Below are 15638 nucleotides of genomic sequence, written 5' to 3'. Positions count from 1 at the left end.
GACTGAAACTGTGCGCCGCGACACAGCAATTGTCAATAGTTTGTCTGGACATTATGACTTGCGGTCAAGTGAATGTTAGTGTTCGCATACACTGCCGAGAGAAGTAGCGTCGATACGGCGCCTTCCCAAGACAGATCGGAGTTGACCGTGGTCGCAGCACTCGCCGTCGAGTTGGACCGCTCGAGCCCGGTGCCGCTGTATTTTCAGCTGGCCCAGGCAATCGAGGGCGCTATTCTCGGTGGCGAACTTGCCCCAGGTGATCGCTTCGAGAACGAACTGGCGTTGGCCAAACGGCTCAATCTCTCACGTCCGACAACTCGACGTGCGATCCAGGAACTGGTGGACAAGGGCCTACTTGTTCGTAAGCGGGGAGTCGGAACTCAGGTGGTGCAAAGTCCGGTGCACCGCCCGGTCGAGCTCACCAGCCTGTTCGACGACCTTGCGAGGGCCGGCCAGGCGCCCACGACCAAGCTGCTCGAGTTCACGGTGGGAGTTCCCGCCGAGGACGTTGCCGCGGAACTCAACCTCGAACCTGACGCCGAAGTGGCCACCATCAGGCGTCTGCGAAGCACCAACGGCGAACCGCTGGCAGTGATGACCAACTACATTCCGGTGGACATCGCACCCGATCCCGAGGAGTTGGAGACGCAAGGGCTGTACCAAACCTTGCGAACTCGCGGCGTTCACATCCGTGTGGCGCGGCAGCGAATCGGCGCTCGGGCGGCGACTCGCGAAGAAGCAGGATTGCTCGACGAGAAAGTGGGTGCTGCCCTCTTGACCATGAGCCGCACTGCATTTGACGATTCAGGTAGTGCCGTCGAGTACGGCAGCCACTGCTACCGAGCGTCGCGTTACTACTTCGACACCACCGTGGTCGACCGCTAGATCTCGATCCCGGTGACACGAGTACCCGCCTGACCGAGTCAGTGGGGGTGATTTGTGATCCCAGCATTTCTGCGATCCTTCGATCATTTGACCCGAACGGAGCCTCATGACAGGCATTTCAGTAGCAGTTGCCGGATTCGGATGGATGGGCCGCGTACACACGCAGGCGTATCTGCGTCTGCGGCAGCACTATCCCCAGCTTCCCGTGATCCGCCTGGCCGCCGTCGCCGACGAGGTGCCGGGCCGAGGGGAGGAAGCGGCGGACCAATTCGGTTTCGAAGCTTTCACCCAGGACTGGCGCGATATCGCAGCCGATCCGGCCATCGACGCGGTGAGCATCACGGCCCCGAACTTCTTGCACCGTGAAATCGGCGTCGCAATGGCAGAGGCCGGCAAACACATCTGGATCGAGAAGCCCGTCGGGTTGTCCACGGAAGACGCCAAAGCTGTTGCCGCAGCAGTCTCGAAGGCCGGTGTGCAGTCGACCGTCGGCTTCAACTACCGAAACGCGCCGGCTGTGGCCCTGGCAAAAAGCCTGATCGACTCAGGGGAGTTGGGCACGATCACGCACTCGCGTTTTCGTTTCCTCAGCGACTATGCGGCCCACCCTGAAGGCGCTTTGAGTTGGCGATACGAGCGTGAGCGCGGCGGCGCCGGCGTCCTGGGCGACTTGGCTTCGCACGGCATCGATCTGATTCGTCATCTTCTCGGTGACGTCGACGCTCTCGTTGCTGATACTGCGATCTTCATCCCGGAGCGTGCGCGTCCGTCCGCCGCTACCAGTGGACATGCCCGAGCCAGCGGCGGGGAGATGGGAGCTGTCGAGAACGAAGACTTCGTCAGCGCACTGCTGCGGCTCGGCTCGGGCGGCCGCTGCACCCTCGAAGCGTGCCGAGTCGCCGTGGGAGAGCAGAACAACTACGGATTCGAGATTCACGGTACGAAGGGTGCCGTGTTCTGGGATTACCGCCGGATGGGTGAACTGGGCACCAGCCTCGGCTCGAAGTACCAGGACCAATCCGTCACGACGGTTTTGGTCGGCCCCGAGTCAGGTGAGTTCGGACGCTTCCAACCCGGCGCGGCCAACGCCATGGGTTATGACGACCTGAAGGTCATCGAGGCTCGCAATTTCGTCTCTTCGATCTTGGACGGAGCGCCGCAGGGCGCGACCATCGCTGATGCTGTCGCGTCGGCGCAGGCTCTGGACGCGATGGTTGCCTCGGTCTCCTCCGGTGGCTGGATTTCTCTCGGCTGATCGAGAATCGCTCCGAAAGGCTCTGGTGCAGTGACATTTCCCCGCGGACTGGCGTTGCTCGTGGCAGCAGCACTGTTCATGGAGATGCTCGACGCGACGATTCTCGCAACCGCACTGCCGTCGATCGCCCAATCCTTCGGAGTTGACGCCGTCGACGTCAATGTCGCCGTTTCTTCGTACCTCCTGGTGTTGGCCGTCCTGATCCCGGCGAGCGGATGGATGGCCGACAGGTTCGGAACGCGACGTGTCTTCATCTCTGCCATAGCCGTTTTCACGGCGGCGTCGGTGGGATGTGCACTGAGCACCTCCCTCCCGATGCTGGTGGGGATGCGCGCACTACAAGGGGTAGGCGGCGCCATGATGGTGCCGGTAGGGCGGCTCGCAGTATTGCGGGTGACGTCGAAGGCGGAACTCGTACGGGCTATCGCTTACTTGACGTGGCCGGCGCTCACAGCGCCGGTTCTTGCGCCCGCTGTGGGTGGAGCCATCGTGTCGATCGCTTCGTGGCGCTGGATCTTTCTGATCAACGTTCCGATCGGGATCGTCGGGTTTCTGCTGGCATTGCGCATGGTGCCCGACATTCGGCAAACACAGAAACGGAGCCTCGACTGGCTGGGATTGGTGGTGATCGGAGCAGGCGTGGCAGTGCTTGTCGTGGCGCTCGACAGCGTGCACAGTGCCGGAACCGACTGGCTACGAGTGGGCCTCGGGATCATTGCGGCTCTGATCTTGTTGAGCTTGGCCGTCATTCACCTCATCCGGTCGGATCACCCGCTCATCGCGCTCCGCGTCCTCCGACTTCGATCGTTTCGGCTCGTCGCGTCGAGCGGCTCGCTGTACCGGCTCGTGATCATGGGCGTGCCGTTTGTGCTGCCGTTGTTGTTCCAAGTGGGATTCGGAATGTCGGCGTTCAAGGCCGGTCTGCTGGTGATGGCTCTGTTCGCGGGGAATATCGCGATCAAACCGCTCACCACTCCGCTCATGCGCAGATTCGGGATCAGACGAGTTCTGGTGGGAAACGGAGTTCTGTCCGTGGTGTGCTTCGGTGCGCTGGTACTGATCTCGTCGACGACACCGGACGTCGTTATCGCTGTCGCACTGTTTGTCAGTGGCGCGTTGCGATCCATCGGGTTCACCGCGTACAACAGCTTGGCGTTCGCCGACGTCGACTCGGGTGAGCTGACCGATGCAAATACTCTGCATGCAACGCTGCAAGAGTTGGCATCCGGTCTGGGTATTGCACTGTCCGCGTTGGTGATCACGCTCTGCACACCGTTGGCGGAGTCGGAGGATCTGAGCGGCGGAGTGCCGTTTTCTCTGACGCTGGGTGTTCTCGGGGCCATGCTGGTGCCGACGGTGATCGAGAGTTGGCGGCTCCCACGCGATACGGGTGCTGTGGTGTTGGTGCGCCGATAATGAAGCGTCTTCCGCCACCTTCATCATAACGCGGGACCCGGGGCTTGCGGCAAGGCCCCGGTGATGGTGCACACTCGTCTGCTGCGAGCAAGCAAAAGCCTTGCCCGAAGGAGGGGATCGCATGAGTGACGTCATCATTGTCGGTGCTGGACCAACTGGATTGATGCTGGCAGGTGAGCTCCGGCTACAGGGCGTCGATGTCGTCGTCGTGGACAAGGACGAGGAGCCGACTCAGTTCGTCCGTGCCCTCGGCATCCATGTGCGCAGCATCGAAATCATGGAGCAGCGCGGGTTGCTGGACAAGTTCCTCGCGCACGGCCGCAAGTATCCGCTCGGTGGATTCTTCGCGGGGATCAGCAAACCGGCACCCGCGCACCTCGATACTGCGCACGGGTACGTACTGGGAATACCTCAGCCCGAGATCGACAGGATTCTTGCCGAACATGCCACCGAAGTCGGCGCGGACATTCAGCGAGGGAAGCGCGTCGTCGCGATCCGTCAAGATACCGACAACGTCACAGCGGAATTGTCCGACGGCACAACACTTCACGCGCGTTACCTCGTGGGCTGCGACGGCGGCCGCAGCACTGTTCGGAAGCTGATCGACGTCGGGTTTCCCGGCGAGCCGTCGAGCGCCGACACGTTGATCGGCGAAATGGACGTGACCATGCCCGCTGATGAACTGGCCGCCGTTGTCGCCGAAATCCGGGAAACGCACAAACGATTCGGAGTCGGTCCCGCCGGCAATGGTGCTTTTCGTGTCGTGGTTCCTGCGGCAGAAGTTGCCGACGGCCGCGCAACACCGACCACCCTCGACGACATCAAACAACAGCTACTGGCCATTGCCGGTACTGACTTCGGTGTGCACTCGCCGCGGTGGCTCTCGCGCTTCGGCGACGCCACTCGTCTGGCGGAGCACTACCGGCGCGACCGGGTGTTTCTCGCCGGCGACGCCGCACACATCCACCCACCGATGGGCGGTCAAGGTCTCAATCTCGGTGTGCAGGACGCCTTCAACCTCGGCTGGAAGCTCGCCGCCGAGATCAACGGCTGGGCACCGGAGGGCCTGCTCGACACGTACGAATCGGAACGGCGTCCGGTGGCTGCCGACGTGCTGGACAACACGCGCGCCCAGGCCGAGTTGATCTCCACCGCTGCCGGACCACAAGCGGTGCGGCGCTTGATCTCCGAGCTGATGGAATTCGAAGACGTCAAGCGCTATCTGACCGAGAAGATCACTGCGATCTCGATTCGCTACGATTTCGGCGAAGGCGACGACCTACTCGGTCGGCGGCTGCGGAACATCGCGTTGACGCGCGGCAACCTGTACGACCTGATGCGATCCGGCCGCGGACTTCTGCTCGACCAGGGTGGCCAACTGTCCGTCGACGGTTGGAGCGATCGCGCCGACCATATCGTCGACACAAGCACTGAATTGGAAGCTCCGGCCGTCCTGCTTCGGCCAGACGGTCATGTGGCATGGGTCGGGGATACACAGGCGGAGTTGGATACTCAGCTGTCTAAGTGGTTTGGTCGGCCAACGGCGTAGGGCTATCTGGTTCCACCTCTAAGCCGACTGGCCGCTTAACACGCCGGCCAATGGGCTGTGTATTGATCCGATACTTCGTCGTGGTCGCGATAGAGCTGTTTGCGTTTGCGCGTTGGAAGTCGGTCGCCGAAGACAATGCCGTTGATGTGGTCGGTCTCGTGTTGGAAGCAGCGCCCGAGGGTGCCACCTGCAGTGATTTCGATCGGGTTGCCGTATTGATCGTTTCCGCGACAGGTGGAGAAGTCGGGTCGCGCGAGGTCTGTGTAGGCACCGGGTAGGGACAGACAGCCTTCGCAGTAGTCGACTAGCTGCCGGTCGACTCCTTCAGGAAGGTCAACGACCGGATTGCAGACGACGCCGGTGCGTTGCGTCCCTACCTCGTCGGTGCAGTCGTAGATGAACACTGCGAGGTCGACGCCGATCTGTTGAGCAGCGAGTCCTGCGCCGTGTGCGGCGGTGTTGGTAGCGAACATGTCTGCCAGCAGATCTTGGAGATCGCTGCCGAATTCAGTCACTGGCCGAGCTGGCGCATGAAGGACAGGGGTGCCCCAGCGAATTATCGGTTGCGCGGTACCTAGGCGGAGAAGTTCGGAGACAGGCATGAGGTTCATGTTCCGCTCTGCTCCTGCCCAACGCAACGAGAGTGTTCGCGTTCGCCCGCTACGCTCCTCACCGCCGTGCAGCGCCGGTTTACTCTCCCTCGTCGCGCGGACCGCTGTCTGAACATTGGATCTGGTGCAACTTTCAGTCAGCGTGCTTGGCGGTCCCTTCGCCTCCACGCTGTCGAGCCCTACCGGGATTGATGTGGAGCCGAACACCCTCATAGGTGACTGTGTACGGCACATCGTCATCGTTGTCCGGGTCGCCGGAGTCCGCAGGATCCGGCAGTTCCGCGATCTGTTCGATGACCGTCTGTGCTCGCGCCGCACCAGGATCGAACATTTCCTGAAACGGCCCCACGAACGAGCCACCGAGTCCGCGGCGCTTCGCCCGAACAGCCGCCCACCCGAACGTCGCCAACGGGCCGATCATGGCGAACAGCACTAACAAGTCCCACCCCATACTTCGAGCGTACCGACCGATCGGCATTAAGCGGCCCAAGTCTCTTCAGTGCTGCCGTCCCTCAGCTCATTCGTCTCTCGGACTGTGCCTTCAGTAGATCGGCCAGTCGACCAGGTGAGATCCGCTCGCGAACCGCCTCCGTCACGAGTTCGGCCTGCGTCTGAGGCGCGAGGCCGTCGATCGGTTGGTCTCGGTCCAGATTGGTCGGGAAGGCGTAGCCCTCGGCCGAGGCGGCGACGGCACACCGAACTGCCTCGTCGGACCCCGCCTCGCTGAGAGCGAGCAGTGCCGGATAGATCGCGTTGACGAGTGCCTCCCGGTCGATGGTTCCGAGGGCTCGACCGAAGGCCGACGACACCTGTAGGAGATTTGCCATACGCAGGACGTCGGCGGACTTGTTGTGGCCTGCCGCGTGGAACAGGGCTGGGTTGAAGAAGACGGCATCTCCCTTCTTCAAAGGTAATTGGACGTAGTTGGCTTCGAAGAACTCCTTGAACTCGGGACGCTCGAACGCGAGGTATCCGGATTCGAATTGCTGCGAGTACGGCAGATACTTGGTCGGGCCCGTCTCGGCCGGCATATCCACGTGGGCGACTGCACCTTGCAAGGTGAGGGCAGGGGTCAAGTGGTGAACATGCGCCCGAAACTTCGCGGCTACGTCGCTCGACATGAAACCGAGGTGGTAGTCGCGATGTGGATTCTGTGCGGCGCCACCGGGATTGACGACGTTGACGTCCGACGTCACCTGATACATGGGGCCGAGCCACGCTTCCGAAGCCAAAGCGACAATGCTGTTTGCGAAGTAGTCGACGTAAGCCTTGGGATCTTCGAGCGCCAACTTCAGTTGTGCGCCCCAGATTCGGTCATTGGCACCAGGTTTGGCGAAGTGATCTCCGGACGCTGCACCGGATTCGTGTTGGCGTGCAATGAGTTCACGGAAGACCGCGCTGGCGCGATCCAGTATCTCCGCGTCGAACGCGCCTTGAAAGACTGTGATGCCGGGGCCGGTGAGTAACGCCCGGGCGATCTCGTCTTGGATCTCGGCCCGGGTTTCAGGATTCGACGATTGCTCTACCAATGCTTCGGAGCGGTACAGAAGAACCCCGTCGGCCACTGAATCGGCGTACGGGTAATCGGCAAGGTCGGTGTCGTGCGCGACCAAAGCGGCGAAGTCGTCGATGTTGCAGTCTTCTCGGTGCAACCTACCTGCGGACGGCACGGTGTGGTTGGTCAGTGATGGAGTCATTCGGGGCCTTTCCTGCGGTGTTCAAGATGCGCTGTACCTCAAAGACTGCCAAGGAGAACCCATCGAAACTACCCCTGAAATCCATCAAAAAGACCTCAGAAACTTTCCCCCACGGGCTCGACCGAGACAGTTGTCCCCGCGGAGTGCATCGACTTGATCACGGCAGCTGCCACGAGATTTGCCCGCAGGCCGTCCGCGGCTGTGGCCAAGGTCGACGGTCTTCCGGTGCTCAATGCGTCGATCCACTCTTGAAATTGGCGCCGATACGACTCGGCAAAACGCGGAATCCAATCCGCCGCATAGCCGTACGAGTGGGATCGATCCGCGTCGGTGTGGATGACCACCGGTTCGGCGAGACGAGCGGCGCCGATTTCGCCCACGACCTCGCACCGAGTGTCGTAGCCGTACCGCGCGTTGAGAAAGACCTCGACCGTGGTGAGAACGCCGTCGGCGGTGCGCAGCATGATTATCTGCGGATCCTGGCGATCGTTCACCAGCGAACTCGAGCGCCCGCAGTGCCAGCTGGCTGCGACGACGGGGGAGTTCAAGATCCACGGCACGATGTCGAGTTCGTGAATCGCGGAGTTGGTCACCGTGGATTCCGAGCTGCCACCCGGGTAGGCGCTGACAGTGCGACTCGAGCAGTGCACGATCAGTGGGTCACCGATACGGCCGGAATGTGTTTCGGCCTTCAGCGCCACGTATCCCGGATCGAAGCGGCGCATGAATCCGACGCTCACAAGGGGGCTTTCGGGGTTCTCGGCCGCAGCGACGAGTCGGCAGTCCTCTGCTGTCACTGCGAGGGGCTTTTCACACAGAACCGGTTTTCCGGCTTCGACAGCAGCAAGCGTGAGGTCGGCATGCGTTGAATCATGGGAAGCGATGACTACGGCGTCCACACCGGCGTCGTTGATCAGTTTCAACGGATCGGTCACCCACCGTGCGCCGACTGCTGATGCTACGGACTTTGCTCGCTCTTGATCGAGGTCTGCAACCACAGAGACCCTTGCCCCGGAGACCGTGGAGTGGAGATTGCGGACGTGGTCGGCGCCCATGACGCCGGTTCCGATCACACCGACACGAATCGACATGAGGTTCCTACTTCCAGAGGATTGAAATGGACAACCTAATGTCCTTACATAATTCGAGGTTCGACTCTACAGTTCGAGGCATGACATCTTCTACAGTTCTGGAACTCCCTCGCACCCGGGTCCCTGATCCGGTCGACGCTCCGACTTTGCGCTGGGGGATCCTCGGGCCTGGCTGGATCGCACAGCGCTTCGTGGAGTCACTCCAGAGAAATACAGCGCAGGAAGTCACGGCCGTCGCTTCGCGCGGACTCACCCGCGCTCAGGCCTTCGCGGACAATTGGGGGATCCGACGCGCTCACGGTAGCTACGACGCTTTGCTTGCCTCCGAGGATGTGGACGTCGTCTATGTCGCAACACCGCACACTGCTCATTTCGATTGCGCGATGGCGGCATTGGATCACGGCAAGCATGTCGTGATCGAAAAGCCGCTGGCTTTGAACGGAGCGCAGGGACGGGCGATTCAGGAGCGGGCGGCTGCGCTCGGACTGTTTTGCATGGAGGCGATGTGGACGTCGTTCCTGCCCAAGTTCGACGTGATCGACCAGATCCTCGAGGCTGGACTGCTGGGAACCATACGCACGGTTCTGGCCGATCACGGCGAACGGTTCGAGACCGATCATCGTATCTACGATCCAGCGCTTGCGGGTGGTCCACTTCTCGACCTCGGGACCTATCCGGTCAGTCTCGCGTATCGGGTATTGGGTGTTCCTACTGCGGTTGCTGCCCTGGGCGAGCCGGCGAATGACATGGTGAACGGCCAGATCTCAGCGGTTCTGTCCTGGGCAGGCATTGCTCAGGCCAGTCTGAACACCACGATCCTTGCTGACACGCCCAACACGGCCTCGATCTGCGGCGACAAGGGGATGATCGTTCTGGACTCGACGTTCTACCGGCCCGGGGCCTTCACTGTTCGGCTAGGTGACGGAAGATCTGCGCGCTACGACGATCCGGTCGACGGATACGTCGGAGGTCTCGCATTCGAGGCGGCCGAGGCGGCGCGGCGGATCACCGCCGGGGATATCGAGTCGCCGGTCCATCCGCTCGACGCGGCCATTGCGACGCTCGACATCCTCGACGAGATCCGCCGTCACGTGGGGATCACGTTCCCGGGTGAGGGCTAGAGCGTAAAGGCCTTCCGGAAAGCAGTGAGTGCGGTGTCACTGTCTCCGGATGCCCAGCCCTCCAAACCGATCGTGCCGGTGTAACCCTGGTCGGCGAGCACGCGTGCGATGGCGGGGTAGTTGATCTCGCCGGTTCCGGGTTCGCATCGGCCGGGTACGTCGGCCACCTGAATCTCGCCGATGTTGTCACCACAACGCCGCACGAGTTCGATGAGGTTTCCTTCGCCGATCTGTGCGTGGTAGAGGTCGAGCATCATCTTGAGGTTGGGGTGTGAGACGGATTCCACCAGTGCCAGAGTGTCTTTGGCGCGGGCCATCGGTACGCCGGGGTGATCGACGATCGTATTGAGATTCTCGAGGCAGAAGACGACTCCGGCTTCTTCGCCCAGTCTCGCGATCTTCTCGAGAGCGCGTTGGGCGGTCAGCCACATCGCTCCCGTAGTTCGATACTGCGGGCGCGCAGCCTGTCCGTCGATCAGCTCGCCGGTATGGAAGTTCAGCCGGGGAACGCCGAGTTTCGCTGCCGGAGCGAGGCATAGCGCCGCTGTGCGTACCAGTTCGGCGCTGCCGGCTTCGTCGAACAAATCGCCGTGGAGATAGCCGGTCATCGAGGAGAACCGAGCTCCGGTGGCGACCAGAGCATCGAGGTCCTTGTCTTGCCAACTCCAGATCTCAGCTGCGAACCCCGCCTCCGAGATCCGCCGAACACGCTCGACGACAGGGAGTTCGGTGAACGTCATCTCGGCAGAGACCGCCAAATCGAAGGGGCTCACTGCGGCACCGCCAGCAATGATACGGGCAGTCCGGTTTCCACGGATTCCTTTGCGGCCAATGCAATTTCCAGCGCATTGCGGGCATCCAGACCGTCGACCGACGGCGCGCTGCCGGAGCGGATGCAGTCTGCGAAGTGCGCCAACTGGGCGACATAGGCGTCGTGAAACAGTTCGATGTTCACCCGAGGTGTGTCGGCCAGAACGCCCGGTGAGCTGTAATGACGCATCGCGGTCCGCGTGACCTCGCCTGCACTCACCATTCCACCGGAACCGAAAACTTCGCCGCGAACGTCGTAACCGTAGGTGGCTTGGAAGTTGGCCTCGGCCGACGCGAGGGCGCCGTTGTCGAAGCGCAACTGAACCATCGACGTGTCGAGGTACCCCTGCTCCTTGTACTGCGGATGGATGAGAGCATCGGCCTGCGCGAACACCTCGACGACGCGTGCCCCGGGGTTGAGCCAGAGCAGAGCGTCGAAGTCGTGAATCAGTGTCTCGTTGAAGATCGTCCACGGCTTGACTCGGGAGGCGACGTCGGCGGTGATTCCTGGGTCGCGGGTCAGAGAACGAAGTAGCTGTGGGGTTCCGATCCCGCCGGCGGTGATCACGTCGTGGGCCGCGGTGAAGTCGGCGGCGAAGCGCCGGTTGAAACCGACTTGCAGCGCAACGTTGTTCGCGGCACACGCGCCGATCGCGCGATCGGCGTCCTCGAGTGTCAAGGCCATCGGCTTTTCGCAAAAGACATGTTTGCCGGCCTCCGCTGCGGCCACCACGAGATCGGTGTGAGTTGATGCGGGCGTACTGATGAGCACCGCTTCGACGGTCGGATCGGCAATCAGCTCAAGGGCGTCGGTGTACGCGCGGGCGTCGGGACTGACACGTTCGATCAACGACGCCGCAGCGCCGGGCGCAGGATCGGCGACGGCGACGAGACGGGTGCCGGGGATACGCAGCGCGACGGACTCGCCGTGGAAGCGGCCGATCCATCCGGCGCCAATGAGACCGACTGCAACAGAGGCAGACATGGGGGCTCCGTTCGGAGTGAGAATGAGGAACTAGATCGTTCTAGTCCATGCCAGTAAAGCGCCGGATGCGGCGCGCGTCAATGCTTCGGTGCTTATTCGCTGGAACGATCTAGTCTGTGGAGGTGAACAGTCGACGCCCCACCTTGCAAGACGTAGCAGACCTGGCCGGTGTGTCACGCGCTCTGGTGTCCATCGTCATTCGTGATGTCCCAGGTGCCAGCGATGCGACGCGGGTACGGGTCAAGGCGGCCGCGGACGAACTCGGCTATCGACCCGACAACGCGGCGCGACTGCTGCGCCAACATCGCAGCCGCCTGATCGGTGTCAGTTACGTTGCGGCGCAAACATTTCACGCGGAGCTGCTAGACGAAATCTATGTGGCCGCCGAACGGTCGCGCTACGACGTCGTCCTCAGTGCGGTCTCGGAGCGACGGCCGGATTCTCGTGCAACGCGGACCCTGCTCGACGACCGGTGTGAGGCGATCTTGCTGTTGGGTTCACAGGCGCCGGAAGCAGAGATCGTCGACCTGGCCGACAAGGTTCCCGTTGTCGTAATCGCGCGGAAGATGTCGTCAGTGCACGTGGATGTTGTCCGAACAGATGACGAGGCGGGCGCGGTGATGGCCGTGAATCACCTTGTCGAACTCGGGCACCGCTCGATCGCCCACGTCGACGGCGGGCGAGGCCCGGGCGCCCAGGAACGGTGTCAGGGCTACCGCAAGGCCATGCGAGCGGCAGGTCTGGAGCCGAGAATTCTTCCTGGCGGTCTCACGGAGGAGTTCGGCGCAGCTGCCGCCAGGTCGATGGTCGAGGGTGGGTTACCCGGGGCGGTCTTCGCTTTCAACGATCGCTGCGCGCTCGGAGTTCTCGACGTCTTCCTGCGTGCCGGGATCTCAGTGCCTGGCGACGTTTCCGTGATCGGATTCGACAACAGTGCATTGGCAGGTTTGGCGCACATCGATCTGACCAGTGTCGGGCAGGACACGGCGTTTCTGGGCGGCGCCGCGGTGGAGCGGATCTCCGAACGCCTCGACGGCGGAAGTGGGCCATTGGGCAAGGACATTGTCGCGCAGCCACAACTGGTGGTTCGAGGTTCAGCTGGACCCGCAGGGCATTGACCTGCAGTTTCGACTTCAACCAGTTTGTTCGGTCTTTGATAAGCAGTCCTAATGTCAGAACAAACTATTGACATTCGACTGTGACGGGTATTACATCTTTCACATACAACCGAGCACCATCCGTTCGCGGGCCGTTGGTTGATGTCGAGAGGGAGTTCACATGTCGTTTCTCACGGGACGCAAGAGCGTTGCCGTACTGGCCGGAGCCTCAGTCGTGGTCTTGGGTCTGGCCGCCTGTTCAAGCACCGGCGGAAAGCCGGATTCTTCCGGATCCGGAATGGGCGCGGGTACGGCGGACACGCCCCGCGCCACCATTGCGATGATCACTCACGAAGTTCCCGGTGACACGTTCTGGGATCTGGTGCGCAAGGGAGCCGAAACCGCAGCGGCCAAGGACAACATCGAGCTTCGGTACTCCGCCGATCCCGAGGCGCCGAATCAGGCCAACTTGGTTCAGAGTGCGATCGACAGCAAGGTCGACGGGATTGCCGTGACCCTCGCGAAGCCCGACGCCATGGTTGCCGCGGTCCAAAGTGCCACCGCTGCGGGCATTCCGGTGGTCGCCCTCAACTCGGGCCTCGAAACCTGGAAGGACATGGGTGTCAAGGAGTACTTCGGTCAGGACGAGTCGATTGCCGGTGAAGCTGCCGGCGAGCGACTCAACACCGAAGGTGCCACCAAGGTGTTGTGCGTCATTCAGGAGCAGGGCAACGTGAGCCTCGAATCACGTTGTGCCGGAGTGAAGAAGTCGTTCAAGGGAACGACGGAGATTCTCAACGTCAACGGCAAGGACATGCCGTCGGTGGAATCGACCATCACCGCGAAACTTCAACAGGACCCGGCAATCGATCGAGTTCTCGCACTCGGTGCTCCATTTGCTTTGACGTCCGTGACGTCGGTCGGCAATGCGGGCAGCAAGGCGAAGGTCGTCACTTTCGACACCAACGCGGCGCTCGTCGACGCCATCAAATCCGGTGACGTGCAGTGGGCAGTGGACCAGCAACCCTTCCTGCAGGGCTACCTCGCTATCGATTCGCTGTGGCTCTACCTCAACAACGGCAACGTGATCGGTGGCGGCTTGCCGACCCTGACCGGACCCGCGTTCATCGACAACACCAACATCGACTCGGTCGCCGAGTACGCCAAGAACGGAACTCGCTGATCCAGGCGCACGGAGGGCTGAGAGTCCGCCCTCCGTGCGCCTGTCCAGCACGGAAGGGAAATCATGTCCACTCAGGCAGATCTCGACCTTGCCGCCCACAAAGTCGTGACCGATGAACGGGTGAAGGAGCAAAAGCGCATTCAGCGCCTACTGCTCCGCCCGGAGATGGGTTCACTTGTCGGCGCCATCGCCATCTTCATCTTCTTCTGTATCGTCGCGGCACCGTTCCGTACGCCGGAAGCGCTTGCGACAGTGCTCTACTCCAGCTCCACGATCGGCATCATGGCTTGTGCGGTCGCCCTGCTCATGATCGGCGGCGAATTCGACCTTTCCGCCGGCGTCGCAGTCACCACGTCCTCGCTCGCCGCGTCGATGATCGCCTACAACCTGCACCTCAATCTGTGGGTGGGTGCGATTCTGGCGCTGGTCGTTTCGCTCGCGGTCGGATTCTTCAACGGCTACCTCGTCATGAAGACGAAGATTCCCAGCTTCCTCATCACCCTGAGCTCGTTCCTGATGTTGACCGGAATCAACCTGGCCGTCACCAAGCTCGTGAGTGGTCAGGTTGCCACACCCAGCGTCTCCGACATGGCCGGATTCGATTCCGCGAAAAAGGTATTCGCGTCGTCGTTCTCGGTCTTCGGGGTGTCCGTCAAGATCACGGTCGTGTGGTGGCTGCTGTTCACCGCGATTGCAACATTTGTTTTGTTCAAGACCAAGATCGGCAACTGGATCTTCGCGGTCGGCGGCAATCAGGACAGTGCCCGCGCGATCGGTGTGCCGGTGACCGCAGTCAAGATCGGTTTGTTCATGACCGTCGGCTTTGCTGCCTGGTTCGTGGGCATGCATCTGCTGTTCTCGTTCAATACCGTTCAGTCCGGTCAGGGTGTCGGTAACGAGTTCCTGTACATCATCGCCGCAGTCATCGGCGGTTGTTTGCTCACCGGTGGTTACGGAACCGCGATCGGCGCTGCGATCGGCGCATTCATCTTCGGTATGACCAACCAGGGCATCGTCTACGCAGGCTGGAACCCGGACTGGTTCAAGTTCTTCCTCGGCGCCATGCTGCTGTTCGCGGTCATCGCCAACAACGCATTCCGCAACTACGCTGCGAAAAGGTGACACATGAGTACCACAGCTGAAGTTCCCGCTCTCTCGAACTCGGGCGGCAACGTGCCACTGATCGAGCTCAAGGACGTCGGTAAGCAATACGGAAACATCATCGCGCTCAAGGGAATCAACCTGCGCGTCGGTGCGGGTGAAGTGACCGGTGTGCTCGGTGACAACGGTGCAGGCAAGTCCACGCTGATCAAGATCATCGCCGGTCTGCACCAGCAGAGCGAAGGTGAACTACTCGTCGACGGCGAACCGACAACGTTCCACTCGCCTAAAGAAGCGCTTGGCAAAGGCATCGCCACGGTCTATCAGGACCTCGCCGTTGTTGCGTTGATGCCGGTGTGGCGCAACTTCTTCCTCGGGCAGGAACTGCGCAAGGGTGGTCTGATCAAGTCGCTCGACGCCAACGCCATGCGCGCGACGACTCTTTCGGAACTGTCGAAGATGGGCATCGAACTGCCTGACGTCGACGCACCGATTGGTAGTCTCTCCGGCGGTCAGCGTCAGTGTGTTGCCATCGCCCGCGCCATCTTCTTCGGTGCCCGCGTGCTGATTCTCGACGAGCCGACAGCAGCGCTCGGCGTCAAGCAGTCGGGAATGGTGTTGCGCTACATCACCGCTGCCAAGGAACAGGGATTCGGCGTCATCTTCATCACGCACAATCCGCACCACGCGTACATGGTCGGCGATCACTTCGTGCTCCTCAACCGAGGCAGGCAGAAGCTCGACGCCAAGTACGACGACATCTCACTCGAAGAACTGACCAAGGAGATGGCGGGCGGTGACGAGCTCGAGACACTGACCCACGAGCTTCGCCGTTAG

The 15638-nt window shown here is 61.6% G+C and carries 15 protein-coding genes; 9 read left to right on the top strand and 6 right to left on the bottom strand.

Annotated features, from left to right (window positions below; translation table 11 throughout):
* The first annotated feature begins 147 nt into the window (after window positions 1-147).
* The 4 genes from AC1DVN_RS03380 (at window position 148) to iri (ending at window position 5105) form a co-directional block, all read left to right on the top strand.
* Window positions 148-885 carry a GntR family transcriptional regulator gene (locus AC1DVN_RS03380; protein WP_003941006.1) on the top strand — a complete coding sequence of 246 codons (738 nt, stop codon included), beginning with the start codon at window positions 148-150 and terminating at the stop codon, window positions 883-885.
* A gap of 106 nt (window positions 886-991) precedes the next feature.
* Window positions 992-2140, top strand: a complete 1149-nt coding sequence (locus AC1DVN_RS03375; RefSeq protein WP_134998746.1) for a Gfo/Idh/MocA family protein — start codon at window positions 992-994, stop codon at window positions 2138-2140.
* Between the two features lie 30 nt (window positions 2141-2170).
* On the top strand, window positions 2171-3556 hold the full coding sequence (locus AC1DVN_RS03370) for an MFS transporter (RefSeq protein WP_134998747.1): 1386 nt from the start codon (window positions 2171-2173) through the stop codon (window positions 3554-3556).
* Window positions 3557-3677: 121 nt separating this feature from the next.
* The gene (gene iri / locus AC1DVN_RS03365; RefSeq protein ID WP_172933432.1) at window positions 3678-5105 is read left to right on the top strand and encodes a rifampin monooxygenase Iri; all 1428 of its coding nucleotides are present in this window, start codon (window positions 3678-3680) and stop codon (window positions 5103-5105) included.
* A 35-nt stretch (window positions 5106-5140) separates the two neighbouring features.
* Here iri and AC1DVN_RS03360 read toward each other — a convergent pair whose 3' ends face one another.
* The 4 genes from AC1DVN_RS03360 to AC1DVN_RS03345 form a co-directional block, all read right to left on the bottom strand.
* Window positions 5141-5620 carry a peptide deformylase gene (locus tag AC1DVN_RS03360; RefSeq protein WP_235867779.1) on the bottom strand — a complete coding sequence of 160 codons (480 nt, stop codon included), beginning with the start codon at window positions 5618-5620 and terminating at the stop codon, window positions 5141-5143.
* Window positions 5621-5849: 229 nt separating this feature from the next.
* Window positions 5850-6167, bottom strand: coding sequence for a hypothetical protein (locus AC1DVN_RS03355; RefSeq protein WP_037119347.1), 318 nt, complete (start codon window positions 6165-6167; stop codon window positions 5850-5852).
* Window positions 6168-6228: 61 nt separating this feature from the next.
* Entirely contained in the window at window positions 6229-7413 is a 1185-nt protein-coding gene (locus AC1DVN_RS03350; RefSeq protein WP_477993432.1) for a phytanoyl-CoA dioxygenase family protein, read from the bottom strand.
* Window positions 7414-7508: 95 nt separating this feature from the next.
* Entirely contained in the window at window positions 7509-8504 is a 996-nt protein-coding gene (locus AC1DVN_RS03345; RefSeq protein ID WP_134998749.1) for a Gfo/Idh/MocA family oxidoreductase, read from the bottom strand.
* An 80-nt stretch (window positions 8505-8584) separates the two neighbouring features.
* Between AC1DVN_RS03345 and AC1DVN_RS03340 the strand changes: the two genes are divergently transcribed.
* Window positions 8585-9625 carry a Gfo/Idh/MocA family protein gene (locus AC1DVN_RS03340; protein WP_134998750.1) on the top strand — a complete coding sequence of 347 codons (1041 nt, stop codon included), beginning with the start codon at window positions 8585-8587 and terminating at the stop codon, window positions 9623-9625.
* Here AC1DVN_RS03340 and AC1DVN_RS03335 read toward each other — a convergent pair.
* Both AC1DVN_RS03335 and AC1DVN_RS03330 read right to left on the bottom strand, forming a co-directional pair.
* Window positions 9622-10398: a TIM barrel protein gene (locus AC1DVN_RS03335; protein ID WP_081098366.1), complete on the bottom strand. Its 777-nt coding sequence runs from the start codon at window positions 10396-10398 to the stop codon at window positions 9622-9624. The two genes, AC1DVN_RS03340 and AC1DVN_RS03335, sit on opposite strands and share 4 nt — an antisense overlap.
* Complete coding sequence (locus AC1DVN_RS03330) at window positions 10395-11420, bottom strand: Gfo/Idh/MocA family oxidoreductase (protein ID WP_019747685.1); 1026 nt, start codon at window positions 11418-11420, stop codon at window positions 10395-10397. The genes AC1DVN_RS03335 and AC1DVN_RS03330 overlap by 4 nt, the downstream gene beginning before the upstream one ends.
* Window positions 11421-11536: 116 nt before the next feature.
* Between AC1DVN_RS03330 and AC1DVN_RS03325 the strand changes: the two genes are divergently transcribed.
* The 4 genes from AC1DVN_RS03325 to AC1DVN_RS03310 all read left to right on the top strand — a co-directional run bounded on the left by AC1DVN_RS03325 (window position 11537) and on the right by AC1DVN_RS03310 (window position 15638).
* Window positions 11537-12538 carry a LacI family DNA-binding transcriptional regulator gene (locus AC1DVN_RS03325; RefSeq protein WP_182262722.1) on the top strand — a complete coding sequence of 334 codons (1002 nt, stop codon included), beginning with the start codon at window positions 11537-11539 and terminating at the stop codon, window positions 12536-12538.
* Between the two features lie 160 nt (window positions 12539-12698).
* A complete protein-coding gene (locus AC1DVN_RS03320) occupies window positions 12699-13700 on the top strand; it encodes a substrate-binding domain-containing protein (protein ID WP_007727338.1) in 1002 nt (333 codons plus the stop codon).
* 63 nt (window positions 13701-13763) lie between these two features.
* Complete coding sequence (locus tag AC1DVN_RS03315) at window positions 13764-14822, top strand: ABC transporter permease (protein ID WP_003940759.1); 1059 nt, start codon at window positions 13764-13766, stop codon at window positions 14820-14822.
* A 3-nt stretch (window positions 14823-14825) separates the two neighbouring features.
* Window positions 14826-15638: an ATP-binding cassette domain-containing protein gene (locus AC1DVN_RS03310; protein WP_007727336.1), complete on the top strand. Its 813-nt coding sequence runs from the start codon at window positions 14826-14828 to the stop codon at window positions 15636-15638.

This window comes from Rhodococcus sp. P4_E4, from assembly GCF_056401575.1.
Note: the sequence above shows the minus strand (reverse complement) of the source record. Positions and strands in the feature narration are given on the sequence as shown.

What these genes read in the sequence shown, in the direction of transcription:
- AC1DVN_RS03375 (WP_134998746.1), top strand. Translation starts at nt 992, where the DNA reads ATGACAGGCATTTCAGTAGCAGTTGCCGGATTCGGATGGATGGGCCGC.
- iri (WP_172933432.1), top strand. Translation starts at nt 3,678, where the DNA reads ATGAGTGACGTCATCATTGTCGGTGCTGGACCAACTGGATTGATGCTG.
- AC1DVN_RS03355 (WP_037119347.1), bottom strand. Translation starts at nt 6,167, where the DNA reads ATGGGGTGGGACTTGTTAGTGCTGTTCGCCATGATCGGCCCGTTGGCG.
- AC1DVN_RS03350 (WP_477993432.1), bottom strand. Translation starts at nt 7,413, where the DNA reads ATGACTCCATCACTGACCAACCACACCGTGCCGTCCGCAGGTAGGTTG.
- AC1DVN_RS03345 (WP_134998749.1), bottom strand. Translation starts at nt 8,504, where the DNA reads ATGTCGATTCGTGTCGGTGTGATCGGAACCGGCGTCATGGGCGCCGAC.
- AC1DVN_RS03340 (WP_134998750.1), top strand. Translation starts at nt 8,585, where the DNA reads ATGACATCTTCTACAGTTCTGGAACTCCCTCGCACCCGGGTCCCTGAT.
- AC1DVN_RS03330 (WP_019747685.1), bottom strand. Translation starts at nt 11,420, where the DNA reads ATGTCTGCCTCTGTTGCAGTCGGTCTCATTGGCGCCGGATGGATCGGC.
- AC1DVN_RS03320 (WP_007727338.1), top strand. Translation starts at nt 12,699, where the DNA reads ATGTCGTTTCTCACGGGACGCAAGAGCGTTGCCGTACTGGCCGGAGCC.
- AC1DVN_RS03315 (WP_003940759.1), top strand. Translation starts at nt 13,764, where the DNA reads ATGTCCACTCAGGCAGATCTCGACCTTGCCGCCCACAAAGTCGTGACC.
- AC1DVN_RS03310 (WP_007727336.1), top strand. Translation starts at nt 14,826, where the DNA reads ATGAGTACCACAGCTGAAGTTCCCGCTCTCTCGAACTCGGGCGGCAAC.